The organism is Streptomyces sp. NPDC044063, assembly GCF_056434285.1.
Map to the genome: position 1 here is coordinate 147,099 of NZ_JBWKFM010000003.1, position 20,720 is coordinate 167,818.

Consider the following 20,720-nt stretch of genomic DNA (forward strand, 5'->3'; position numbering starts at 1 on the left):
GCCATGGAAACGTTTTTCCACAACGCGCCCTTATGGCACCGCCGATGACACCCGGAGTCGATAAGAGGTCGAACGAATATCGAACGCCGACTCGACTCGCCTGGGCCCCATCCACCGAAAGGCGGCTAAATGCCCGGGCCCTCACCACGCACAAGGTGGGGAAGATTGTCGTTGCCGCATACCGCCGGGTACAGTCGCCGCTAATTCTCCTGCTGCCAAGGCGAAATGGAAGTGGTGGTGAACGACCGTCACCCGCAGGCGGGCCCGGATCAGTCCGTTCCCGCTCCCGGTGCCTCCTATGGGCACGGGCACTACACGCCGTACGAGCAGCAGGGCTCCCCGCAGGGCTACGCCGGGTACGACGGCTACGGCAGCGGCCAGTGGGACGCCTCCGGCTGGGGGCACCGCCCGGACGAGACCTGGGGCGGCGACACCTCGGGCCAATGGGGCGTCAGCGGACAGACCCAGACCTGGGACTTCAGCGGCTACGACCTGGGCGGCGACCCCGCCACCGGACAGGCGCAGGCCACCGGCCAGTACGCCACCGGCACCCCCGCCACCGGTCAGTACGACTCCGGCCAGTGGGACCTCTCCGGCACGTCGGTCACCTCCGGCGGTTCCGGCTGGGACACCGGCGCCTGGAGCGCCGCCGGGTCCGCCGCGGGCTCGGGCGCGTACGACACGGGCCACCACACCGGCTGGGACCACGGCCAGGACGGCACCGGGCAGTACGCCACCGGCGGCCACCCCGCCGCCGCGTGGGACGCGAGCGGCCAGTACCCCGCCCACGAGTGGAACGCCCCCGCCCAGAACTCCTCCGGCTGGGACATGAACGCCCAGCAGACGCAGACCTGGGACGCCGGCGCCTACGCGACCGTGGGCGGGCAGGAGGGCGGGCACGCCCCCACCGTCATGGTCGACCTGTCCGGCGTCGACCTGGAGGCCGCCGCGCCCGCGGTGCCCGCCCAGGCCACCGGCTCCGGGGCCCGCGCCCGCTCGGTGGCCGACGCCGAGACCCGGGCCATAATGATCATCGAGGAGCCGGAGCCCGCCACGGCGGACGACGGCACGGACACCGGCGCGGACCCGGACGGCGACGGGACGGCGGCCTCCGCCTCCGTACCGGCCCAGGCCCGCCCGCACGGCGCCGGCGACACCCCCGGCCGCGCCCGCGCCGCCCGCCGCAAGGGCGCCCCCGCCCGTACCGGCTACCGTCCGCGCCGCAAGGCCCTGCTGACCGTCGCCGTCCCCTCCGTCGCCGTCATGGGCGTCGCCGGGATCGCCGCCGCGTCCGTGATGACCGGCGGCGGCGAGAAGGAGGCGGCGAAGCCCACCGCGGCCGCCGCCCCCGACACCACCGTCAAGCTCTCGGCGGCCAACAGCAAGCTCGACACCCAGCTCGCCGGTCTCAGCCGCGGCGCCGACGACTTCGCCAGCCGCGCCAACCGCACCCAGGAGCGGATCGACCTCAAGGCCCGCCAGGAGGAGGAGCGCAAGCGCAAGGCCGACGAGGCCGCCAAGAAGGAGCGCGAGCGGCCCAAGTTCGCCCTCCCCGTCTCCCAGCACGGTCTGAGCGCGATGTACGGCCAGGCGGGCATCAACTGGATGTCGGTGCACACGGGCATCGACTTCCCCGTCGCCTACGGCACACCCGTGATGGCCGCCACCGACGGCACGGTCCGCACGCAGTACAACGTGGCCTACGGCAACATGGCCATAGTGACGTCACCGGACGGCACCGAGACCTGGTACTGCCACCTCAGCAGCACCAAGATCCGGTCCGGGTCCGTGAAGGCCGGCGACGTCATCGCCTACTCCGGCAACTCCGGCAACTCCACCGGACCCCACCTCCACTTCGAGGTGCGGCCCGGCGGCTCGGCCGTCGACCCGCTGCCCTGGCTGCGCGGCAAGGGCCTCGACCCGACCTGATCCGGCTCGATACGCCGGTGGGCGCCCCCGAGGGGGCGCCCACCGGCGTATCGGCCTACAGCTTCTCGACCGGGGCGTACCGCAGCAGCAGCCGCTTCGGCTTCTCCTCGCCGAAGTCGACCGTGGCCTCGGCGTTGTCCCCGCTGCCCTTCACGGCGACGACCGTGCCCAGCCCGAAGGAGTCGTGGGTGACGCGGTCGCCGACGGCCAGCGCCACCACGGGCCGGTCCTTGGCCCGCCGGGTGGCGAAGCCCGACGCCGCCCCCGCCCGGCCGGCCGGCGCCGCGCCGCGCGAGGACCCGAAGCCCGTGGACAGCCCCGAGGAGAAGCCGCCCCGGCCACCCGACCCGGACCCCGCGCCCAGCGAGGACGCGGACGGCGTGGCGGGACCCGTACGGCGCCAGTCCAGATACTGGTCCGGGATCTCCTCCAGGAACCGCGACGGCGGGTTGTAGGACGGCTGGCCCCACGCGCTGCGCATGCTCGACCGGGTGAGGTAGAGCCGCTCGCGGGCGCGCGTGATGCCCACGTAGGCGAGCCGCCGCTCCTCCTCCAGCTCCTTCGTCTGCCCCAGGGCGCGCAGGTGCGGGAAGACACCGTCCTCCATGCCGGTGAGGAAGACGACGGGGAACTCCAGGCCCTTCGCCGTGTGCAGCGTCATCAGCGTGATGACGCCCGTGCCCTCGGTGTCCTCGTCGGGGATCTGGTCGGAGTCGGCGACCAGGGCCACCTTCTCCAGGAAGTCGGCCAGCGTGCCCGGCTCCTCCCCCTCCCGCTCCTGCTCGAACTCCAGGGCGACGGCCGCGAGCTCCTGGAGGTTCTCGACGCGGGTCTCGTCCTGCGGGTCGGTGGAGGCCTGGAGCTCGGCGAGATACCCCGTGCGCTCCAGAACGGCCTCCAGGACCGTGGCCGGACCGGCGCCCGACTCGGCGATCGTGCGCAGCTCCTCCAGGAGGACGTTGAAGCGCTTGACCGCGTTGGCCGAGCGGGCGGCCATGCCGTAGGCCTCGTCGACGCGGCGCAGCGCCTGCGCGAAGCTGACCTTCTCGCGCAGCGCCAGGGCGTCGATCATGGCCTCGGCACGCTCGCCGATGCCGCGCTTGGGGACGTTGAGGATGCGCCGCAGGGGCACGGTGTCCTCGGGGTTGGCGAGCACCCGCAGGTACGCCAGGATGTCGCGGACCTCCTTGCGCTCGTAGAAGCGCACGCCGCCGACGACCTTGTAGGGCAGGCCGACGCGGATGAAGATCTCTTCGAAGACACGGGACTGGGCGTTGGTGCGGTAGAAGACCGCGACGTCGCCGGCCTTGGCGTCCCCGGCGTCGGTCAGCCGGTCGATCTCGTCGGCGACGAACTGGGCCTCGTCGTGCTCGGTGTCGGCGACATAGCCGGTGATGGAGGCGCCGGCCCCGGCCTGCGTCCACAGGTTCTTGGGGCGGCGGTTCTCGTTGCGCTCGATGACGGCGTTGGCGGCGTTGAGGATCGTCTGCGTGGAGCGGTAGTTCTGCTCCAGCAGGATCGTGGTGGCGTCCGGGTAGTCCTCCTCGAACTGGAGGATGTTGCGGATGGTGGCGCCGCGGAAGGCGTAGATCGACTGATCGGCGTCACCGACGACGCACAGCTCGGCGACGCCCTCCTCGCCCGAGGTCTCCGGCGTGCCGACGAGCTCGCGCACCAGGGTGTACTGCGCGTGGTTGGTGTCCTGGTACTCGTCGACCAGGACGTGCCGGAAGCGGCGGCGGTAGTGCTCGGCCACGTCGGGGAAGGCCTGGAGCAGGTGGACCGTGGTCATGATGATGTCGTCGAAGTCGAGGGCGTTGGCCTCGCGCAGCCGCGACTGGTACATCGTGTACGCCTCGGCGAGCGTCTTCTCGAAGCCGTCCGCGGCCTTCGCCGCGAAGGCCTCCTCGTCGATGAGCTCGTTCTTGAGGTTGGAGATCTTCGCGCTGAAGGACTTCGGCGGGAACTTCTTCGGGTCCAGGTCGAGGTCCCGGCAGACCAGGGCCATCAGACGCTTGGAGTCGGCCGCGTCGTAGATCGAGAAGGAGGACGTGAAGCCCAGCTTCTTGCTCTCGCGGCGCAGGATGCGCACGCACGCGCTGTGGAACGTCATCACCCACATGGCGTTGGCGCGCGGGCCGACGAGCTGCTCGACGCGCTCCTTCATCTCGCCGGCGGCCTTGTTGGTGAAGGTGATCGCCAGGATCTGGCCGGGGTGGACGTGGCGCGCGCCCAGCAGATGGGCGATGCGGTGGGTGAGCACGCGGGTCTTGCCGGAGCCGGCGCCGGCGACGATCAGCAGGGGCGAGCCCGTGTGCACGACGGCCTCGCGCTGCTGGTCGTTCATCCCCTCCAGCAGGGCGGCGGGGTCCACGACGGGCCGGGCGGCGCCGTCGCGGTAGTACGCCTCGCGGGGGACGGGCACGTCGAAGGCGCCGCCGAACAGGTCGTCCGGCAGCGGCTCCGGCCCCGTGTCCTCCGGGGGCGGCGGGTGCTCCTCGTCGGTGGGGGCCAGGTCCGCCAGGAAGCTGTCGTCAAAGAGGCTGCTCATCGCCTCCCGAGTCTAGGCGGCCGCACTGACAGGCGGCCCCCGATCCCGTCAACAGTGGCCACCCCCACAGCGGCGGCCGCCTCCGGGGCCCGGAACGGCGGGCCGGGGCGGGGCTCAGACCCAGAGCACGGCGATGAAGATGTTCGCCGTGGTCAGCGCGCCGACCGCGCCGAAGAGCGGGGCCTCGACCTTCTCGTCGTCCCGCTTGACGTAGACGAGGCCGAGGATCACGACCAGCAGCGCGAGCTTCACGCCGATCTTCACGGTGTTCACCGTGTGCCCCTGGGACTGGTGGAGGCCGACCAGCGCCACGCCGGTGACCAGCATGGTCAGCGCGCCGTGCAGCATCGCCGGGGTCATGCGGGCCTCGCCCTTGCCCATGGCCTTCGTCTGGGTGAGGAAGCCACCGAGCAGGGCGGCGATGCCGACGATGTGCAGACCGACGACGGCGTGAATCAGAACGTCCATGGGGCCCGACCCTAGCCGGGCCCATAGCACCCCCCGGCCGGGAGGTGCGGAAGGAACACGGCATCGGTCAGTCGGCGCCCGCTTCCGTCCCGACCGTCGGGGATCAGCCGGCCACGTGCAGTCGCCAAACAGCCGAATAGGGGCAATAGCGGTCATGGCCGTTTCCGGATCTCCGTGAGCCCTAGCGTCCTCCTGCAGACGGCGGCGGCCCGCCCCCTCCCCCCCCCTCGTGCGGGCCGCCGCCCCGCACCCCCTTGCCGGACCGGAAGGAAGTGACGGCGATCGTGGCCTCCCACCGCAAGCCCAAACAGAGCCCGCTCACCGGCGGCCCCGCCCGCACGGCGGCGACCCTCGCCCTCGCGGGCGCCGCCACCGCGACGGCTCTCGAGGGCACCGGCCACGCCTCCCCCGCGCTCACCCCGGAGAAGGCCAGGGCCGAGGTCGCCCGCTACTACCAGCAGGCCGAGGTGGCCACCGAGCAGTACAACGGCGCCAAGGAGCGGGCCGACCGGGCGCGCTCCGTGCTCGACCGGCTGCGGGACGAGGCGGCCCGCGGGACCGAGCGCCTCAACAGCGCCCGGAACGCCCTCGGCTCGTACGCCGCCGCCCAGTACCGCCACGGCGGCATGCCCACCAGCGTCCGGCTGCTGCTCTCCACCAGCCCCGACCGCTTCCTCCAGGACGCCTCGCTGGCCGGCCGCGCGGGCGAGCGGCAGGCCGGGGCCGTGGCGCGGGTGCGGAAGGAGCTGCGGGGCGTCGAGCGGGTACGCGCCACCGCCGACGAGCGACTGACCGAGCTGCGGCGCGAGGAGAACGCCCTCGCCCGGCACAAGCACGCCATCGAGACGAAGCTCGGCCGGGCCCAGCGGCTGCTGCGCGAGCTGCCGGAACAGGAGCGCGCGGTGGTCGCCACCGGCGAGCGGGCCGCCGGCGCGGTGGACAGGGCGGCGGGCAAGGCGGCGGGCGGCACCCTCGCGGCGGTGGGCTCCACGGCCCGGCAGGTGCCCGCGGCCGCCGTCTCGGGGCGCGCCGCGCAGGCCGTGGCCTTCGCCTACTCCGCGATCGGCAAGCCGTACGTGTGGGGCGCGACCGGGCCGTCCGGTTTCGACTGCTCGGGGCTGACGCAGGCGGCGTGGCGGGCGGCGGGCGTCTCCCTGCCGCGCACCACGTATACGCAGATCAACTCCGGGCGGCGGATCGCCCGAGGCGGCCTCGCCCCCGGCGACCTGGTCTTCTTCTACTCCGGCATCAGTCACGTCGGCCTCTACATCGGCGGAGGCCGGATGATCCACGCCCCGCACCCGGGAGCACCGGTGCGGATCGCGTCGATCGACGAGATGCCGTTCGCGGGGGCCGCCCGGCCGGCCTAGCGGCCGGGCGGCCCGGCGGGTGGCTGCGGCCTCAGAGACGTCGCTTCGGCCTCAGAGACGTCGTTTCAGTGCGCGAGCTGTTTGGTCAGCCAGCGGAAGACGTCGGGCACCTGCCGCTTCCACACGGCGGTGCCGTGCCCGCCCGCGCCCGCCGGGATCATGGTCACCTGCACGGTCGTCGGCGCCTTCGCGGCCTGCTTGATCGCCAGCCCGCCCTGGTAGCCGTCGCCCTCCGCGCCCGACAGGAACAGCGCCACGTGCGGCGGCGTCGTGGCGCGCTGGAGGATCTTCAGCGGGTTGTTCGCCTCACGGAGCTCCGGCGTCTTCGCGGTGAGGGAGGCGGGCTCGCCGACCGGGTCGTTGTAGCCGGACAGGCCCACCCCGGCCCGGTAGCGGTCGGGGTGGGAGACGGCCAGCTTCACCGCGCAGTGGGCGCCGGCCGAGTAGCCGGCGACGGCCCAGCCGTCGGGCTTGTCGGAGGCCCGGAACGTGTCGGTGACCATCTTGCGGACGTCGACGCTGAGCCAGGTGTCCGCGTTGACCTTGCCCGGGATGTTGGCGCAGCCGGTGTCGACGTCGCCGAGGAGCGTGGTGCGCGGCGCCACCAGAATGAACGGGGCCACCTCGCCCTTCTCCATCAGCGGCTTGAGCTGCGTGTTGACGTCGAGGCTGCCGAACCAGGCCTTGGCCGAACCGGGGAAGCCCGGCAGCACCTCGACCACGGGGAACTTCTTGTCCTTGTACGCCGGGTCGTCGTACTGCGGCGGCAGCCAGACGTACACCTCGCCCTGGACGCCGGATATGCGGCCCTTGAGCTCGGTCTGCTGAACACCGGGCCCCATCCGCTTGTCGGAGGCGGGGGTGAACTTCTGGACCACCTTCGGCTGCTCGTTCACCGGCTTGCCGCCCGTGCCGTCCGGCCCCAGGTCGGCGGCCGCGCCGACGTGGTCACCGGTGCCCAGCAGGTCGTCCCAGGTGTCGAAGAGGCCGTTGGCGTTGTTGACGATCACGAAGACCAGCGTGACGGCGGTGACCTGCGCGAACAGCAGCATCAGGAAGCGCGTCGCATGGCGTACGAGCCGGGGCCCGCCGACGCGGCCCCACAGCGTGAGCGGCAGGACCAGCGCCACCACGACCAGGACGATCGTGGTCAGGAAGAAGGGTGTCCCCGTCAGGCTCATCGGGCGGCGGCTCTCGTTTCGGATGTGTGCTTCTCGCCTCAGAGAGATGGCGAGAAGCACACGGAGGTTCCGCCCCTCCCGTCACACCAGGCGGCGTGCCGTGGCCCAGCGCGTGAGTTCGTGCCGGTTGGACAGCTGGAGCTTGCGCAGCACGGCGGAGACGTGGGACTCGACCGTCTTCACGGAGATGAAGAGCTGCTTGGCGATCTCCTTGTACGCGTAACCGCGCGCGATCAGCCGCAGCACCTCGCGCTCCCGCTGCGTCAGCCGGTCGAGGTCCTCGTCGACCGGCGGCGCGTCCGTGGAGGCGAAGGCGTCGAGGACGAAGCCCGCCAGCCGGGGCGAGAAGACCGCGTCGCCGTCCTTGACCCGGAAGATCGCGTCGATCAGGTCCACGCCCGTGATCGTCTTGGTGACGTAGCCGCGGGCGCCGCCCCGGATGACGCCGATGACGTCCTCGGCGGCGTCGGAGACCGACAGGGCCAGGAAGCGGACGGGCGCCTGCGGGTCGGTCATGAGGGCGGCGCTGCGGCGCAGCACCTCGACCCCGCCGCCGCCGGGGAGGTGGACGTCCAGGAGGACCACCTCGGGGCGGGTCGCGGTGATGACCGTGATCGCCTGGTCGACGTCGGCCGCCTCCCCGACGACCTCGACGCCCGTGCTCGCGGTGTCGCCGATCTCCGCCTGCACCCCGGTGCGGAACATCCGGTGGTCGTCGACCAGCACGACCCTGACGTGGCGCTCCGGAACCTCTTCGGTCGTCATGTCGCCTTCTCCGCCCTCTCCATCTCCAGCTCCACTTCTGTCCCCCCGTCAGGCGCCGAGCGCAGCCGCGCCGTGCCGCCGTTGCGCTGCATCCGGCCGATGATCGACTCGCGGACGCCCATCCGGTCGTCCGGCACCGCGTCCAGGTCGAAGCCGGGGCCGCGGTCACGCACGGAGATGAAGACCGTACGCCCCTCGACCTCCGCGTAGACCTGCACGGCGCCGCCCTGGCCACCGTACTTGGCCGCGTTGACCATGGCCTCGCGGGCGGCCTGCAGCTGGGCGCCCAGCCGCTCGTCCAGGGGGCAGTCGCCGACCACGACGACCTCGATGGGCACGCCGTGGTGGTCCTCGACCTCGGCGGCGGTGCCCTTCACGGCCTCGGCCAGCGTCTCCGGCTCGTCGGCCTCGTCCTTGCCCCGGCCCTCGGGGTTGTAGAGCCAGTTGCGCAGCTCGCGCTCCTGGGCCCGGGCCAGGCGGGCGACCTCGCGGGCGTCGTCGGCGTTGCGCTGGATGAGGGTGAGGGTGTGGAGGACGGAGTCGTGGACGTGGGCGGCGACCTCGGCGCGCTCCTGGGCGCGGATGCGCATGGTGCGCTCGGCCGACAGGTCCTGGGTCATCCGGACGACCGAGGGGCCCGCCAGCAGCGCGATGCCGACCAGCACGGCCAGCGAGGCCTGCAGGACGGTGCCCAGGTGCTCGGCGGAACCCTGGAGCACCACGATGCCGGTCGCGCCGGCGCCCACCAGCAGGACGCCGGCCGCGCCGCGCGCGAGCGGCAGGACGCGCTTGCGGCGGCCGACCTCCATCCAGTGGGCGCGGCGGGCGTTGTCGGCCTGCCGCCACACGAGGGCGACGCCGGCACCCATGAGCACCAGCGGCCAGACGTAGGCGTTGGCGCGGCCCAGGTGAAGCCGGTCGATGAAGACGGCCGCGCTGGCGATGACGGCCACCAGCGCGACGACCTGGCCCCGGTCGGGCTTGCGCGCCAGCAGGGGCCGCCGTCCGTCGGCGGTCTCCACGGCGGAGCGCGGGGCCCCGACGCCGCCGACCCCGAGGGGGACGACGAACCAGAACACGGCGTACAGCAGCGCCCCCATGCCCTGAGCCATCATCAGGGCCACGAACACCAGCCGCACCCAGGACACCGGCAGCCCCAGGTGCCCGGCGAGCCCGCGCGCGACACCGCCCAGCATCCGGCCGTCGGCGCTGCGGTAGAGCTTGCGCAGGGGCGGGGCGTCGGGGTGCTGCGGCGGGGGCGGGGCGGTCATGCCACAGATCGTCACACGGGCGGTGGCCCGGCGGCATCAGGGTCCTCCCTGAGGCGACCCGGGGAAACCGACCGCTCCGCGCGGGCCGGCCGGCTCAGGGCGTGGGCCCCGGGCGGAATCCGTCGCGGACCGCGTCGAAGACGTGCTTATGGCGCTCCCAGTCGGCCTTGGGGGCCGAGAGGTAGATGGCGTACTCGTTGCCGCCCTCGCGCCCGAACCCCAGGTCGATCGCCTGCCAGTCGCGGGCCCGGCCCTTCCAGCTGAACTCCCACACGGCCGCCGGCTCGCCCCGGAACCTCGTCTCCTGCATGCGTCGCCGGGCGTAGCCGCCGAGCTCCTTGCGCAGCTGCTCCTCGACGTCCTTCCAGTGCTGGAGGTGGTTCGGGCTCGCGAAGTCCAGGACGTTGACCTTGATGCCGACCATCCCCGACGGGTCGAGGTAGTTGACCTCGGTGTCCGCCTTCTCCTGGTCGTCCTCCTTGCGCTTCCAGCCGTCCGGCACCGGGAAGGAGACGCCGAGACGCTCCTCCCTGACGAGGTGGTAGCCCTTCGGCACGGGCGGCGGGCTCGGCGCGGCGGAGGACGCCGACGGGCGCGCCGAGGCCTCGTGGTCCGTGGCGGGCCCGGCCTCCGCGCCGTCCTGGGCGCCGCCCGCGGAGAGGAGGACGTACGCGCCGACCGCGAGCCCGGCCACCACGACCGTCACCGCGGCGCCCCACCACAGCGCGCGCCCCCGCCGCCCGGCCCCGGCCGGGGCCGCCGACCGGGCGGAGGCGGAGGCGGCGACGGGTTCGGGACGCGTGGGGGCGACGGGCGGGGCGCCCCCGGGCACGGTGGGCGGCTCGGGGCGGGGTTCCGTACGGGCTTCCGGAGCGGGCCGCGGTCGGGTCCCGGGGCGCGCGGCGGGGCGGGCGTCCGGTCGCGGGATCCTCAGGTGCGCCGTGTCCGGTTCGGCGGCGGGCTCGCGCAGGACCTGCTCGACCAGCTCGGCCGGGGGCCGCAGGGCCGGGTCCTTGGCCAGCAGGGTCTCGACGACCTTGGTCAGCGGGCCCGCGTGGCGCGGCGGCACGAGCGGGTCCATGGCGATGGCGTAGGCCGTCTCGACCGCCGTGTCGCGGCGGAACGGCGGCCGGCCCTCCAGCGCCTGGTAGAGCGTGGCGCCCAGGGCCCACAGGTCGGAGGCGGGGCCGGGCTTGGCGCCCTTGACCCGCTCGGGGGCGATGTAGTCGATGGAACCGACCATCTCGCCGGTCTTGGTCAGCGTCGAGGTGCCGCTCGACTGCGCGATCCCGAAGTCGGTGAGCACGACCCGGCCGTCGTGGCCGAGCAGGACGTTACCGGGCTTGACGTCGCGGTGCAGCACCCCGGCGGCGTGCGCCGCGCGCAGCGCGGCCACCATGCCGCGGCCGACCCGGGCGGCCTCCTCGGGGGAGACCGTGCCGTGCTTGAGGAGGTCGCCGAGCGTGCGCGACGGGACGTACTCCATCACGATGCAGGGCAGGCCACCGTCCTCGACCACATCGTGGACGCCGACGACGTTGGGATGGTTGATGCGGGCCGCGCTACGGGCCTCGCGGCGGGTGCGCTCGTAGAGGGTGGCGAGCTCGTCCTCCTCCAGCCCCGGATTGACGTGCAGCCGCTTGACCGCCACCTGACGGCCCAGAAGCTCGTCATCGGCACGCCAGACGGTGCCCATGCCGCCACGGCCCACCCGCTCGACGAGCCGGTACCGCCCGGCGATGAGACGCCCTGTCTCAGGCACTGCCCCGTGCACCGCACGTTCCTCCGGTTCCCCCGCTGGTGTTCGATGCGCCACACCCTAACCGTCCCCGTCTCAGGGACGATCTCAGGGAACGTCCAGGGTCGCCACGGATGCCGCACACCCGTTCCGGTTGACACCATGTCCCCATGACCGACGCACCCCCCGCCGAGCAGACGACCGCCCCGCCGCTGCGGCGCAGCCGCGAGCACAAGGTGATCTCCGGTGTCTGCGGCGGCCTGGGCCGCTGCTTCGACATGGACCCGGTCGTCTTCCGGGTGGTGCTGGGCGTCCTCGGCGTCACGGGCGGGCTGGGTCTGGTCGCCTACGGGCTGGCCTGGCTGCTGATCCCCTTCGAGGGCGAGGACGAGAACGAGGGCAGGCGGCTGCTGTCCGGCCGCGTCGAGGGGCCGGCGCTGACGGCGGTCCTCTTCTCGCTGGTCGGCTGCGGGCTGTTCCTGTCCATGCTCAACAACAGCGGCGTGATGGCCTTCGCGCTGATGCTGACCCTCGCCGCCAGTGGCGCCGCCTACTGGTCGCGGCACCGCCGCCCGGACGGCGCCGACGGCACGGACGGGGCCGAGCGTACGGTGCACGGGGCCGTGCCCGAGACCCAGGCGCCGCCCGCGCCGGGCTCCCCCTCGTGGTGGCGCGACCCGGTCAAGGACGGCACGGCAGGCGGCGGCACCGGCTATCTGTGGGGCCCCGCCGACGCCCCGGAGCACGGCCCCCGGGGCGCGGGCGCCACCGGCCTCCCGGGCGCCGCGGACGGCGGCATCGGGGGCGTCGCGGACATCACCATCTACGAGAAGAGCCGCCGTTCGGGCCGGACCGCCGTGCGGCACCTGGGCGGCTGGACCTTCCTGCTGGCCCTCGTGGCCCTCGGCCTCGGCACCGGCCTGACGTGGCATCACCAGCCCCTGGCCACCGCCCTCGAGACCGGTCTGGCCTGCGCCCTCGGCGTCTTCGGCCTGGGCATCACGGTGAGTTCCCGCTTCGGGCGCACCGGCGGCGGCACGGTCGTCGCCGCCGTGCTCACCGGGGCGCTGCTCACGGGCGCCGCCGCGCTGCCGAAGTCCCTGACCCCCGACTGGAACCGCGCCACCTGGCGCCCCACGGCCCTGGCGGACGTGCGGGACCACTACCGGCTGGGCACCGGCGTGGGCACGCTGGACCTGACCGGCCTGCCCCGGACGCGCGACGGCCGGGAGCCCGGCGCGGCGCCGGTCGCGGTGCGCGCGGAGGTCGGCGCCGGGCAGCTCAAGGTCCTCCTCCCCGAGGACGTCACGGCGGAACTGACCGTCGACATCGGCGTCGGCGACCTCCGGCTGCCGGGCGAGGCCCACGACGACGTCGACGTCCAGCCCCGCCGGCACGAGCGGATCACCCTGCCGCCGGCGGCCGGGAAGCCGTCCCACGGCACCCTGAAACTCGATCTCAAGGCCGGTATCGGTCAGGTGGAGGTGGCCCGTGTGGCGTCATGACTTCGAGCCGGGCAAGCTCGTCATCGGGCTGGTGCTGATCGGCGGCTGTGCCGCGTATCTGCTGGCCGCCGGCGGCCGGTGGCACTTCCCCTCCTATCTGCTCCTGCCCGTCATGGCGGGCGGCCTGTGCGTGGCCGGGGTGGTCTCCTCCCTCACCTACGCCGTCCGGCGCCGCCGCCGGGCGCGGGGCGCCGATCGGGCGGACACGGCGACGCCCTGAGACCCCCGGCTTCGTCGAGGCCTCCGGCCTCAGGCGCGGCCCGGTATCGTCCGGCCCCGTATCGTCCGCCGGCGGCGCAGCGCCGCGTCCGCCGACAGCAGGGGCGCGCCCGCGATGATCAGCGGCAGCCAGGCCATCAGATACGGCAGGTCGTTGCCGTAGTAGTAGGGCGTGGCGGCCCAGCTGACGGTCAGCCACAGGCTGAGCGAGATCAGCACGCCGCCCGCCGCCGCGACCCGGGCGAAGAGGCCCAGCAGCGTGCCGAGGCCGACCGCGATCTCGCCGAGCGCGATGGCCCAGCCGAAGCCCTCCGGGCTCTTCAGCGCGAGGTCCACCAGCGCCGGGACGCCCGCCGTGTCCCGGGCGGCCCGCATCAGCTCCCCGAGCGATCCCGCACCGTCGGCCGCGAGGAAGGCGGGGTCGCTGAGCTTGTCGAGGCCCGCGTACACGAACGTGACCCCGAGGAAGAGCCGCAGCGGCAGCAGCGCGTACCGGGCGCGCCGCAGCTCGGCCACCGGCCCCGGCCCCGGCCCCGTAGCCGATCCCGCCCCCGATCCCGAACCCGGTCCCGTCCCCTCGCGCGTGCCCGGTCCGCCGCTCCCGGTCCGCCCCGTCATGCCGTCCACCGTCTCCACCGCTTCCACCGCTCCGCGCTCCCGCCGTCGCGCTCCCGCCTTCGTTCTTCGACGATACGTGCGGAGCCGTAAACGTGTTCAGCCCTGTGGACAACCCCCGCCGTACTCGGCGGGCGTTGTCCACAGGGCTTGCGCGGCGCGGCGTATCCGCGCTCAGCCGCCGGTGCGCACGCCCAGGGCGCTGCCGGCGAGCCACTGGTCCCAGGTCAGGTTCCAGTCGCCGTAACCGTTGCCGAAGTGGTCCATGGGCTTGGGCTTCTTGCTGTTGATCACCTGCACCACGTCGCCCTTGCGGCTCAGCCCGTACAGCCACTTGGCGTCGTCCGTGGACATGCCGATGCAGCCGTGGCTGACGTTCTCCTTGCCGAAGGACTCCGCGTTGTCGGGCGCGGCGTGCACGTACTCGCCGCTGATCGTCTCGCGCATGCTGTAGTCGTACGAGCCGTAGAACCCGTCGGGGTGGTTGCGCGGGATGCCGATGGAGAGCGAGTCCATGACGACCCGGCCCTCCTTGGCGAGGATGGTCTTGACGCCGTCGCGGGTGCCGAAGCCCTTGCCCTCGTCGCCCCCGCTGACGGCGATGGCGCGCAGGGGCCTGCCGTCGCGGACGACGGTCATCCGGTGCGTCTTGAGGTCCACGGTGTTCACCATCGACGCGCCGATGGCGAAGGAGACGGTGCGGTCGCCGGTGGCGGCCGTGCCCTCGGCGAGCTTCACGCCGGCGAGCCGGGCGTCCAGGGTGACCTTGGTGCCGGCGGGCCAGTACTTCTCGGGGCGGAAGTGGACGCGGGTGTCGCCCTTGGACTCGTTCCAGTGCCAGGCGCCGGGGATCTTCGGCGAGGTGGAGACCTTCAGCCGGCCCTCGATGCCCGCCCGCAGCTCCTTCGCCACCTTCTGCTGCTTGAAGACGATCGCGACGGGCTGGCCGACGCCGACGGTCTCGCCGTCGACCGGGGCGATCTCGGGGCGGACGACCTTGGCAGCGCCCTTGAGCATCGCGGCCTCCGGGGCCGGCTTCTCCGTGACGGGGGCGGGGCTCGACGGGGCGGGCGCCGACGACGCCGCCCCGGCGGACTTCGCGGGTCGCTCGCCGGCCTCGGCCCCACCGCCGCACGCCGTGACGGCCGGCCCTGTCAGGGCGAGGGCGGCGGACAGCCCGACGGCACGGGTGAGGCGCATGGTTCTCCTACCGGTTCGTGGAACGTTCGTGAAGTTCGTGGAACGACAGAGCCGAGGCGTGTTCGCCTCGGCTCCCGACCATCGTAAACAAGGTAAAAGGACTGCAAAAACGCCCGGAAGAACGAGCCACCCCCGCCGAACGGCGGGGGTGGAAGGACTCCTCTCCGGGCCCCTCAGTCCAGCAGCTCCGGCTCGCTCCGCGTGATCTGCTGGTACAGCGGCTGGTAGTTGATCCACGCCACCAGGTCGTTGCCGAGCTGCTCATGGGTGTGCGCCGCGCTCGCCGCGTCGATGGGCACCGGCTTGCCGGCCGCCTTCGCCGCCAGCTGCACCTGGCAGGAACGTTCCATCGTGATGAACCACCACGCCGCCGCGTCGACCGAGTCTCCGACGGTCAGCAGGCCGTGGTTGCGCAGGATGACGGCCTTGTGCGACCCCAGCGCCTCGGCGATCCGGCGCCCCTCCTCCTCGTCCACGACCACGCCCGTGTAGTCGTCGAACAGCGCGTGGTCCTGGTAGAACGCGCACACGTCCTGCGTGATCGGCTCCAGCAGCTCCCCCAGCGCGGACAGCGCCCGCCCGTACGTGGAATGGCTGTGCGCGGCGGCCACGACGTCGGGCCGGGCCCGGTGGATCTGCGAATGGATCGCGAACGCCGCCTGGTTGACGTGGTAGCGGCCCTCGACCACCTGCCCCCGGTGGTTGACGAGGATCAGATCGCTCACGGTGATGTGCTTGAACGACATCCCGAACGGGTTGACCCAGAAGTGATCCGTGAACTCCGGGTCCCGCGCGGTGATGTGCCCCGCGACCCCCTCCTCGAAGCCGAACCGCCCGAAGAGCCGCAGCGCCGCCGCGAGCCGCTCCTTCCGGTACCGCCGCTCGTCCTCGACGGACGCGTGCACCGGCGGCATGGCGAAGTGGAGCCGGTCGGTGGGTATGGGCTCGGGGGGCTGGGGGGTGGTGGCGCTTCCGTCCGCCATGGCGGGCCTCCTCCGTGATCCGTGGCTGTGATCCGTGGCTGTGATCGTGGCTGTGATCCGTGACCGTGGTCCGGAAGCTACCGCCGGGTAGAGGAGGAGGCCAGGGGTCGCGCGCCGGTCGTCCGGAAGCGGAAACGCCACCGCCGCCGCTCAAACGAATGAGCGACGGCGGTGGCGTCGACCGTGAGGCCCTACGGGAGGACCGGTGGGACTACTCCCACTCGATCGTGCCCGGCGGCTTGCTGGTCACGTCGAGCACGACGCGGTTGACGTCGGCGACCTCGTTGGTGATGCGGGTCGAGATGCGGGCCAGCACGTCGTACGGCATGCGGGTCCAGTCGGCCGTCATGGCGTCCTCCGAGGACACCGGGCGCAGCACGATCGGGTGGCCGTAGGTGCGGCCGTCGCCCTGGACGCCGACCGAGCGGACGTCGGCGAGCAGCACGACCGGGCACTGCCAGATCTCGCGGTCCAGGCCGGCCGCCGTGAGCTCCTCGCGGGCGATGGCGTCGGCCTCGCGCAGCAGGTCCAGGCGCTCCTTGGTGACCTCGCCGACGATGCGGATGCCGAGGCCGGGGCCCGGGAAGGGCTGGCGCTGGACGATCTCGTCCGGCAGGCCCAGCTCCTGGCCGACCATGCGGACCTCGTCCTTGAACAGCTGGCGCAGCGGCTCGACGAGCTTGAACTCCAGGTCCTCGGGGAGGCCGCCCACGTTGTGGTGGGACTTGATGTTGGCCGTGCCGGTGCCGCCGCCGGACTCGACGATGTCCGGGTAGAGCGTGCCCTGGACGAGGAACGCGACGTCCTCGCCGTCGGCCGCGCCCTCGGCGACGATCTCGGCCTGCGCCTGCTCGAAGACGCGGATGAACTCCCGGCCGATGATCTTCCGCTTGGTCTCCGGGTCGGAGACCCCGGCGAGCGCGTTCAGGAAGCGCTCCTGCGCGTCGACGACCTTGAGCTGGACGCCCGTGGCCGCGACGAAGTCCTTCTCGACCTGCTCGGTCTCGCCCTTGCGCATCAGGCCGTGGTCGACGTAGACGCAGGTGAGCTGGGAGCCGATGGCCTTCTGCACCAGCGCGGCCGCCACGGCGGAGTCCACGCCGCCGGACAGGCCGCAGATGGCGCGCTTGGTGCCGACCTGCTCGCGGATGGCCTCGACCTGCTCCTCGATCACGTTGCCCGTGGTCCAGGTCGGCTCGATGCCGGCGCCGCGGTGGAGGAAGTGCTCCAGGACCAGCTGGCCGTGCGTGGAGTGCATCACCTCGGGGTGGTACTGCACGCCGTAGAGCCGCTTCTCGTCGTTCTCGAAGGCGGCGACCGGCACGACGTCCGTGGAGGCGGTGACGGTGAAGCCCTCGGGGGCGGCGGTGCAGGAGTCGCCGTGCGACATCCAGACCGACTGCTCCGCCGGGGTGCCCTCGAAGAGCGTCGAGGCGTTCTTGCTGACGTGCAGCGGCGTACGGCCGTACTCGCGCGCACCGGTGTTGTCGACGGTGCCGCCGAGCGTGACGGCCATCAGCTGGAAGCCGTAGCACATGCCGAAGACGGGGACGCCGGCCTCGAAGAGGGCCAGGGCGTCGTCCAGGCGGGGCGCGCCCTCCTCGTAGACGGACGAGGGGCCACCGGAGAGGATGATCGCCTTGGGCTTCTTGGCGAGCATCTCGGCGACGGGCATCGTGCTGGGCACGATCTCGCTGTAGACCCGGGCCTCACGGACGCGACGGGCGATGAGCTGGGCGTACTGCGCACCGAAGTCGACAACGAGCACCGGTTCCGCGGTGTTGTCGTGGGCGGCGGCGGGGGGTGCTGCTGACACGGGAGCGGCCTTCCGGCGATCGGAGCTGGGGGTCTGTATTTGTCGATTCTACCGGGGCGCGCGTGCTTGCTTTTGTCTCACCATCCGAATCCGCGTTGGCCACAGGGCCGCTCCCGGGCCATACTGTGCGCCATGCGCAAGCAGACGACCTTCTTCTTTACCTATGGCACCCGGCCCGCCGGCTGGGGTGTCGTAGGCGGTTGCGCTGTGCGCGACTGACGAGCGACTTCCCAGGCGCCCCGGGCCGACAAGGCCCGGGGCGCCTGTCGTTTTCCCGGGTCCTGCCGCTCCGGGGGCCGTGCCCCTTTTGGAGAAACACACATGAGCGCCACGACCACCACCGCCGCCACCACGACCACTCCGGCCACCGCCACCGGGGCCCGCACCGACGCCGCCGCCGGTGTGATCACCGATGCCCGGGAGCGGATCGACGATCTCGACGGCCGGATCATCGGGCTGGTGCAGGAGCGGATGGCCGTCTCGGCCGTGATCCAGCGCGAGCGCATCGCCTCGGGCGGCCGTCGCGTGCACCTCTCGCGCGAGATGGAGGTCCTCGCCCACTACAGCGACCAGCTCGGCCGGCCCGGCACCGCCCTCGCGATGACCCTGCTGGAGCTGTGCCGGGGCCGCATCTGAGTTCGGGTCCCGTCACCCGTACGGAGCGTGACCGCGGACTGATCATCTTCGTTGAGTCCGGTGTCCGCGCCAGCCAGGAGCGGGCCCCGGGACATCCGCCCCGGGACACCGTCCGCGCACGGCTTCCGCCCCTGGTCATCCGGGCGCCCGGCACGACCGGGCGGATCCGCCGGAGTGTGAGACGCGCGAGTCCGCGCGTCGTGGGACCTCACTCGGGCGGCACGGCGACCGGTCAGCAGGGGACAGCAGCCCGGCCGCCACCCATGGGACGGTCGGTTCCGGGGACGCCTGGAACCGACCGTATCCGGTCGAAACGGTTGCGCCCGGCGCGGGGTTTCCCGCACGATGCAAAGGGAACACAAGGCCATGCCAAATCCCTTGTCCCGCATTGCCATTGGTTCAACCAATCGCTCCGCCACACGGAGCACGAGGACCACGAGCACCACACGCTCCATCACCGCCACACGCTCCATCACCGCAAGCCCGCGGCGCTCCCCCCGGCGCCGCTCCGCGGCACCGACCCTGCCCTGATCTCGGTGCCGGCAAGCAAGGGCCCCGAGGCCGCCCGCACGCCCCCGCGGAGCCGGCCCGGGGCCCTTCGCCGTTCCCCCACCCCGCCTCCCCGCTAGCCCGCTTCCGGCGCCCTCCTCGGCGGCACCCCGGGCACCGGCAGCAGCGGCAGCCGCAGCGCCGCGAAGGCGTCCCCGGGCACCGCCGGATCGCGCGGCTCCACCGCCGCCAGCCGCCGGTACGGGCTCCCCGGCGCCGGCCGCGGGTCCGCCTCGCCCTTGTTGGGCCACAGCGCCATCGCCCGTTCCGCCTGCGCCGTGATCGTCAGGGACGGGTTCACGCCCAGATTCGCGGAGACCGCCGCTCCGTCGACCACCGAGATGCCCGGGTGCCCGTACAGCCGGTGGTACGGATCGATGACCCCGCGCTCGGCGTCGGGACCGATCGGGCACCCGCCGATGAAGTGGGCGGTGAGCGGCGTGCCCATGAGTTCGCCGATGTTGCTGCCCGCGTAGCCGTTGATCTCCCGCGCGACGAGCGTCGCCGTCTCGGCCGCCTGCGGGATCTGCTTCGGATTGGGCGTCCCGTGCCCCTGCCGGGCGGTGAGCAGTCCCTTGCCCGGCCCTCCGGGCCGCCGGTACGTGGTCAGGGAGTTGTCCAGCGACTGCATGACGAGCCCGATGATCGTGCGCTCCGACCAGCGGTGATTGGAGAGCGAGCGCAGCAGGGCCACCGGATGGCGCGCGCAGTGCGCCGCGAAGGCCGCGACGCGCGGGAGGCGCGTGCCGACGGGCACCTGCAGGATCGACAGCATCCCCATGGCGTTGGACCCCTTGCCGTAGCGCACGGGCTCCACGTGGGTGTCGGCGTCCGGGTGGAACGACGAGGTGATCGCGACGCCCCGGGTGAAGTCCGGTGCCCGCCCGTGCGCCCCGCGGTAGCGGCGGTCGGTGGTCCCCGCGCCGACCAGGGCCTCGGAGTTGGTGCGGGTCAGTTCGCCGAGCCGGGCGGAGATCCGCGGCAGCAGCCCGCGGTCCCGCATCGTGTGCAGCAGCGTCTGCGTGCCGTACGTGCCGGCCGCGATCACCACGTGCTCGGCCCGCAGCACCTTCGGCCGCGCCCGGCGGGCCCCGCCGCGCCGGGCGGTGGGCACCGTCACGACGCGGTGGCCGCCGTCGCGGTGCTCGGTGACGGCCCTCACCGTCGTCATGGGGTGGATGACGGCACCGGCCCGCTCGGCGAGGTGGAGGTAGTTCTCGGTGAGCGTGTTCTTCGCGCCGTGCCGGCACCCGGTCATGCACTCGCCGCACTCGCGGCAGGCCCGCCGCTCCGGCCCGGCGCCGCCGAAGTACGGGTCGGGCACCGCCTCGCCCGGCCGCGCCCGGACCGTGCCGTCGCCGTCCCCGCCGTCGCCGAAGAAGACGCCCACCGGCGCCGCGTGGAAGGTGTCCCCCACGCCCATCCGCTCGGCCGCCGCCCTCAGGTGTTCGTCGGACGGCGTGGTCGTGGGGTTGAGCCGTACGCCGAGCATGCGCCGCGCCTGGTCGTAGTACGGCCGCAGCTCGTGCTCCCAGTCGGTGATCCCGGCCCACTGGGGGTCGTCGAAGAACGCCCTGGGCGGCACGTAGAGGGTGTTGGCGTAGTTGAGCGAGCCGCCGCCCACCCCGGCGCCGGCCAGCACCATGACGTTGCCGAGCAGGTGGACGCGCTGGATGCCGTAGAGCCCGAGTGCCGGGGCCCACAGGTAGTCGCGCAGGTGCCAGGAGGTGCGCGGCAGGCTCTCGCGGGTGAAGCGGCGGCCCGCCTCCAGCACCCCCACGCGGTAGCCCTTCTCGGTCAGCCGCAGGGCGGCGACCGCACCGCCGAACCCGGAGCCGACGACGATGACGTCGTAGTCGTACGCCCGGTCGGTGCCACAGTCGTCGGCGGAGTTGTCGGAGTTGTCGGAGTTATCGGAGTTGTC

Annotated in this window: 16 protein-coding genes; 5 read left to right on the forward strand and 11 right to left on the reverse strand. The window is 73.0% G+C overall.

Annotated features, from left to right (window positions below; all coding sequences use genetic code 11):
* The first annotated feature begins 234 nt into the window (after positions 1-234).
* Positions 235-1,929, forward strand: coding sequence for a M23 family metallopeptidase (locus AC07BS_RS05915; protein ID WP_478930668.1), 1,695 nt, complete (start codon positions 235-237; stop codon positions 1,927-1,929).
* Between the two features lie 55 nt (positions 1,930-1,984).
* Here AC07BS_RS05915 and pcrA read toward each other — a convergent pair whose 3' ends face one another.
* Entirely contained in the window at positions 1,985-4,480 is a 2,496-nt protein-coding gene (gene pcrA / locus AC07BS_RS05920; protein WP_478646252.1) for a DNA helicase PcrA, read from the reverse strand.
* A 114-nt stretch (positions 4,481-4,594) separates the two neighbouring features.
* On the reverse strand, positions 4,595-4,948 hold the full coding sequence (locus AC07BS_RS05925; RefSeq protein ID WP_478646255.1) for a hypothetical protein: 354 nt from the start codon (positions 4,946-4,948) through the stop codon (positions 4,595-4,597).
* Positions 4,949-5,220: 272 nt separating this feature from the next.
* Between AC07BS_RS05925 and AC07BS_RS05930 the strand changes: the two genes are divergently transcribed.
* Positions 5,221-6,318: a C40 family peptidase gene (locus AC07BS_RS05930; RefSeq protein WP_478930499.1), complete on the forward strand. Its 1,098-nt coding sequence runs from the start codon at positions 5,221-5,223 to the stop codon at positions 6,316-6,318.
* 65 nt (positions 6,319-6,383) lie between these two features.
* Here the strand turns inward: AC07BS_RS05930 and AC07BS_RS05935 are convergent, their stop codons facing one another.
* The 4 genes from AC07BS_RS05935 to AC07BS_RS05950 all read right to left on the reverse strand — a co-directional run bounded on the left by AC07BS_RS05935 (position 6,384) and on the right by AC07BS_RS05950 (position 11,297).
* The gene (locus AC07BS_RS05935) at positions 6,384-7,499 is read right to left on the reverse strand and encodes an alpha/beta hydrolase (RefSeq protein ID WP_478930501.1); all 1,116 of its coding nucleotides are present in this window, start codon (positions 7,497-7,499) and stop codon (positions 6,384-6,386) included.
* Between the two features lie 81 nt (positions 7,500-7,580).
* The gene (locus tag AC07BS_RS05940) at positions 7,581-8,264 is read right to left on the reverse strand and encodes a LuxR C-terminal-related transcriptional regulator (protein ID WP_478646261.1); all 684 of its coding nucleotides are present in this window, start codon (positions 8,262-8,264) and stop codon (positions 7,581-7,583) included.
* On the reverse strand, positions 8,261-9,535 hold the full coding sequence (locus AC07BS_RS05945; protein ID WP_478646262.1) for a PspC domain-containing protein: 1,275 nt from the start codon (positions 9,533-9,535) through the stop codon (positions 8,261-8,263). The genes AC07BS_RS05940 and AC07BS_RS05945 overlap by 4 nt, the downstream gene beginning before the upstream one ends.
* Positions 9,536-9,629: 94 nt before the next feature.
* Positions 9,630-11,297: a protein kinase domain-containing protein gene (locus AC07BS_RS05950; protein WP_478646263.1), complete on the reverse strand. Its 1,668-nt coding sequence runs from the start codon at positions 11,295-11,297 to the stop codon at positions 9,630-9,632.
* A 146-nt stretch (positions 11,298-11,443) separates the two neighbouring features.
* Between AC07BS_RS05950 and AC07BS_RS05955 the strand changes: the two genes are divergently transcribed.
* Positions 11,444-12,778, forward strand: a complete 1,335-nt coding sequence (locus AC07BS_RS05955) for a PspC domain-containing protein (RefSeq protein ID WP_478646266.1) — start codon at positions 11,444-11,446, stop codon at positions 12,776-12,778.
* On the forward strand, positions 12,765-12,998 hold the full coding sequence (locus tag AC07BS_RS05960; protein ID WP_478646268.1) for a hypothetical protein: 234 nt from the start codon (positions 12,765-12,767) through the stop codon (positions 12,996-12,998). Before AC07BS_RS05955 ends, AC07BS_RS05960 begins: the two co-directional genes overlap by 14 nt.
* A 29-nt stretch (positions 12,999-13,027) precedes the next feature.
* On the opposite strand, the gene AC07BS_RS05965 is transcribed toward AC07BS_RS05960, so the two are convergent.
* The 4 genes from AC07BS_RS05965 to guaA all read right to left on the reverse strand — a co-directional run bounded on the left by AC07BS_RS05965 (position 13,028) and on the right by guaA (position 17,611).
* Complete coding sequence (locus AC07BS_RS05965; RefSeq protein WP_478930505.1) at positions 13,028-13,615, reverse strand: DoxX family protein; 588 nt, start codon at positions 13,613-13,615, stop codon at positions 13,028-13,030.
* A 171-nt stretch (positions 13,616-13,786) separates the two neighbouring features.
* On the reverse strand, positions 13,787-14,812 hold the full coding sequence (locus tag AC07BS_RS05970; RefSeq protein WP_478930507.1) for a L,D-transpeptidase: 1,026 nt from the start codon (positions 14,810-14,812) through the stop codon (positions 13,787-13,789).
* A gap of 173 nt (positions 14,813-14,985) precedes the next feature.
* A complete protein-coding gene (locus AC07BS_RS05975) occupies positions 14,986-15,795 on the reverse strand; it encodes a class II aldolase/adducin family protein (protein ID WP_478930509.1) in 810 nt (269 codons plus the stop codon).
* Between the two features lie 211 nt (positions 15,796-16,006).
* Positions 16,007-17,611, reverse strand: a complete 1,605-nt coding sequence (guaA, locus tag AC07BS_RS05980; RefSeq protein WP_478646278.1) for a glutamine-hydrolyzing GMP synthase — start codon at positions 17,609-17,611, stop codon at positions 16,007-16,009.
* 321 nt (positions 17,612-17,932) lie between these two features.
* Here guaA and AC07BS_RS05985 point away from each other — a divergent pair, with 321 nt between their 5' ends.
* On the forward strand, positions 17,933-18,247 hold the full coding sequence (locus tag AC07BS_RS05985; RefSeq protein WP_478646281.1) for a chorismate mutase: 315 nt from the start codon (positions 17,933-17,935) through the stop codon (positions 18,245-18,247).
* Positions 18,248-18,872: 625 nt separating this feature from the next.
* Here AC07BS_RS05985 and AC07BS_RS05990 read toward each other — a convergent pair.
* Positions 18,873-20,642 carry a GMC family oxidoreductase N-terminal domain-containing protein gene (locus AC07BS_RS05990; RefSeq protein WP_478930670.1) on the reverse strand — a complete coding sequence of 590 codons (1,770 nt, stop codon included), beginning with the start codon at positions 20,640-20,642 and terminating at the stop codon, positions 18,873-18,875.
* Positions 20,643-20,720 lie beyond the last annotated feature (78 nt).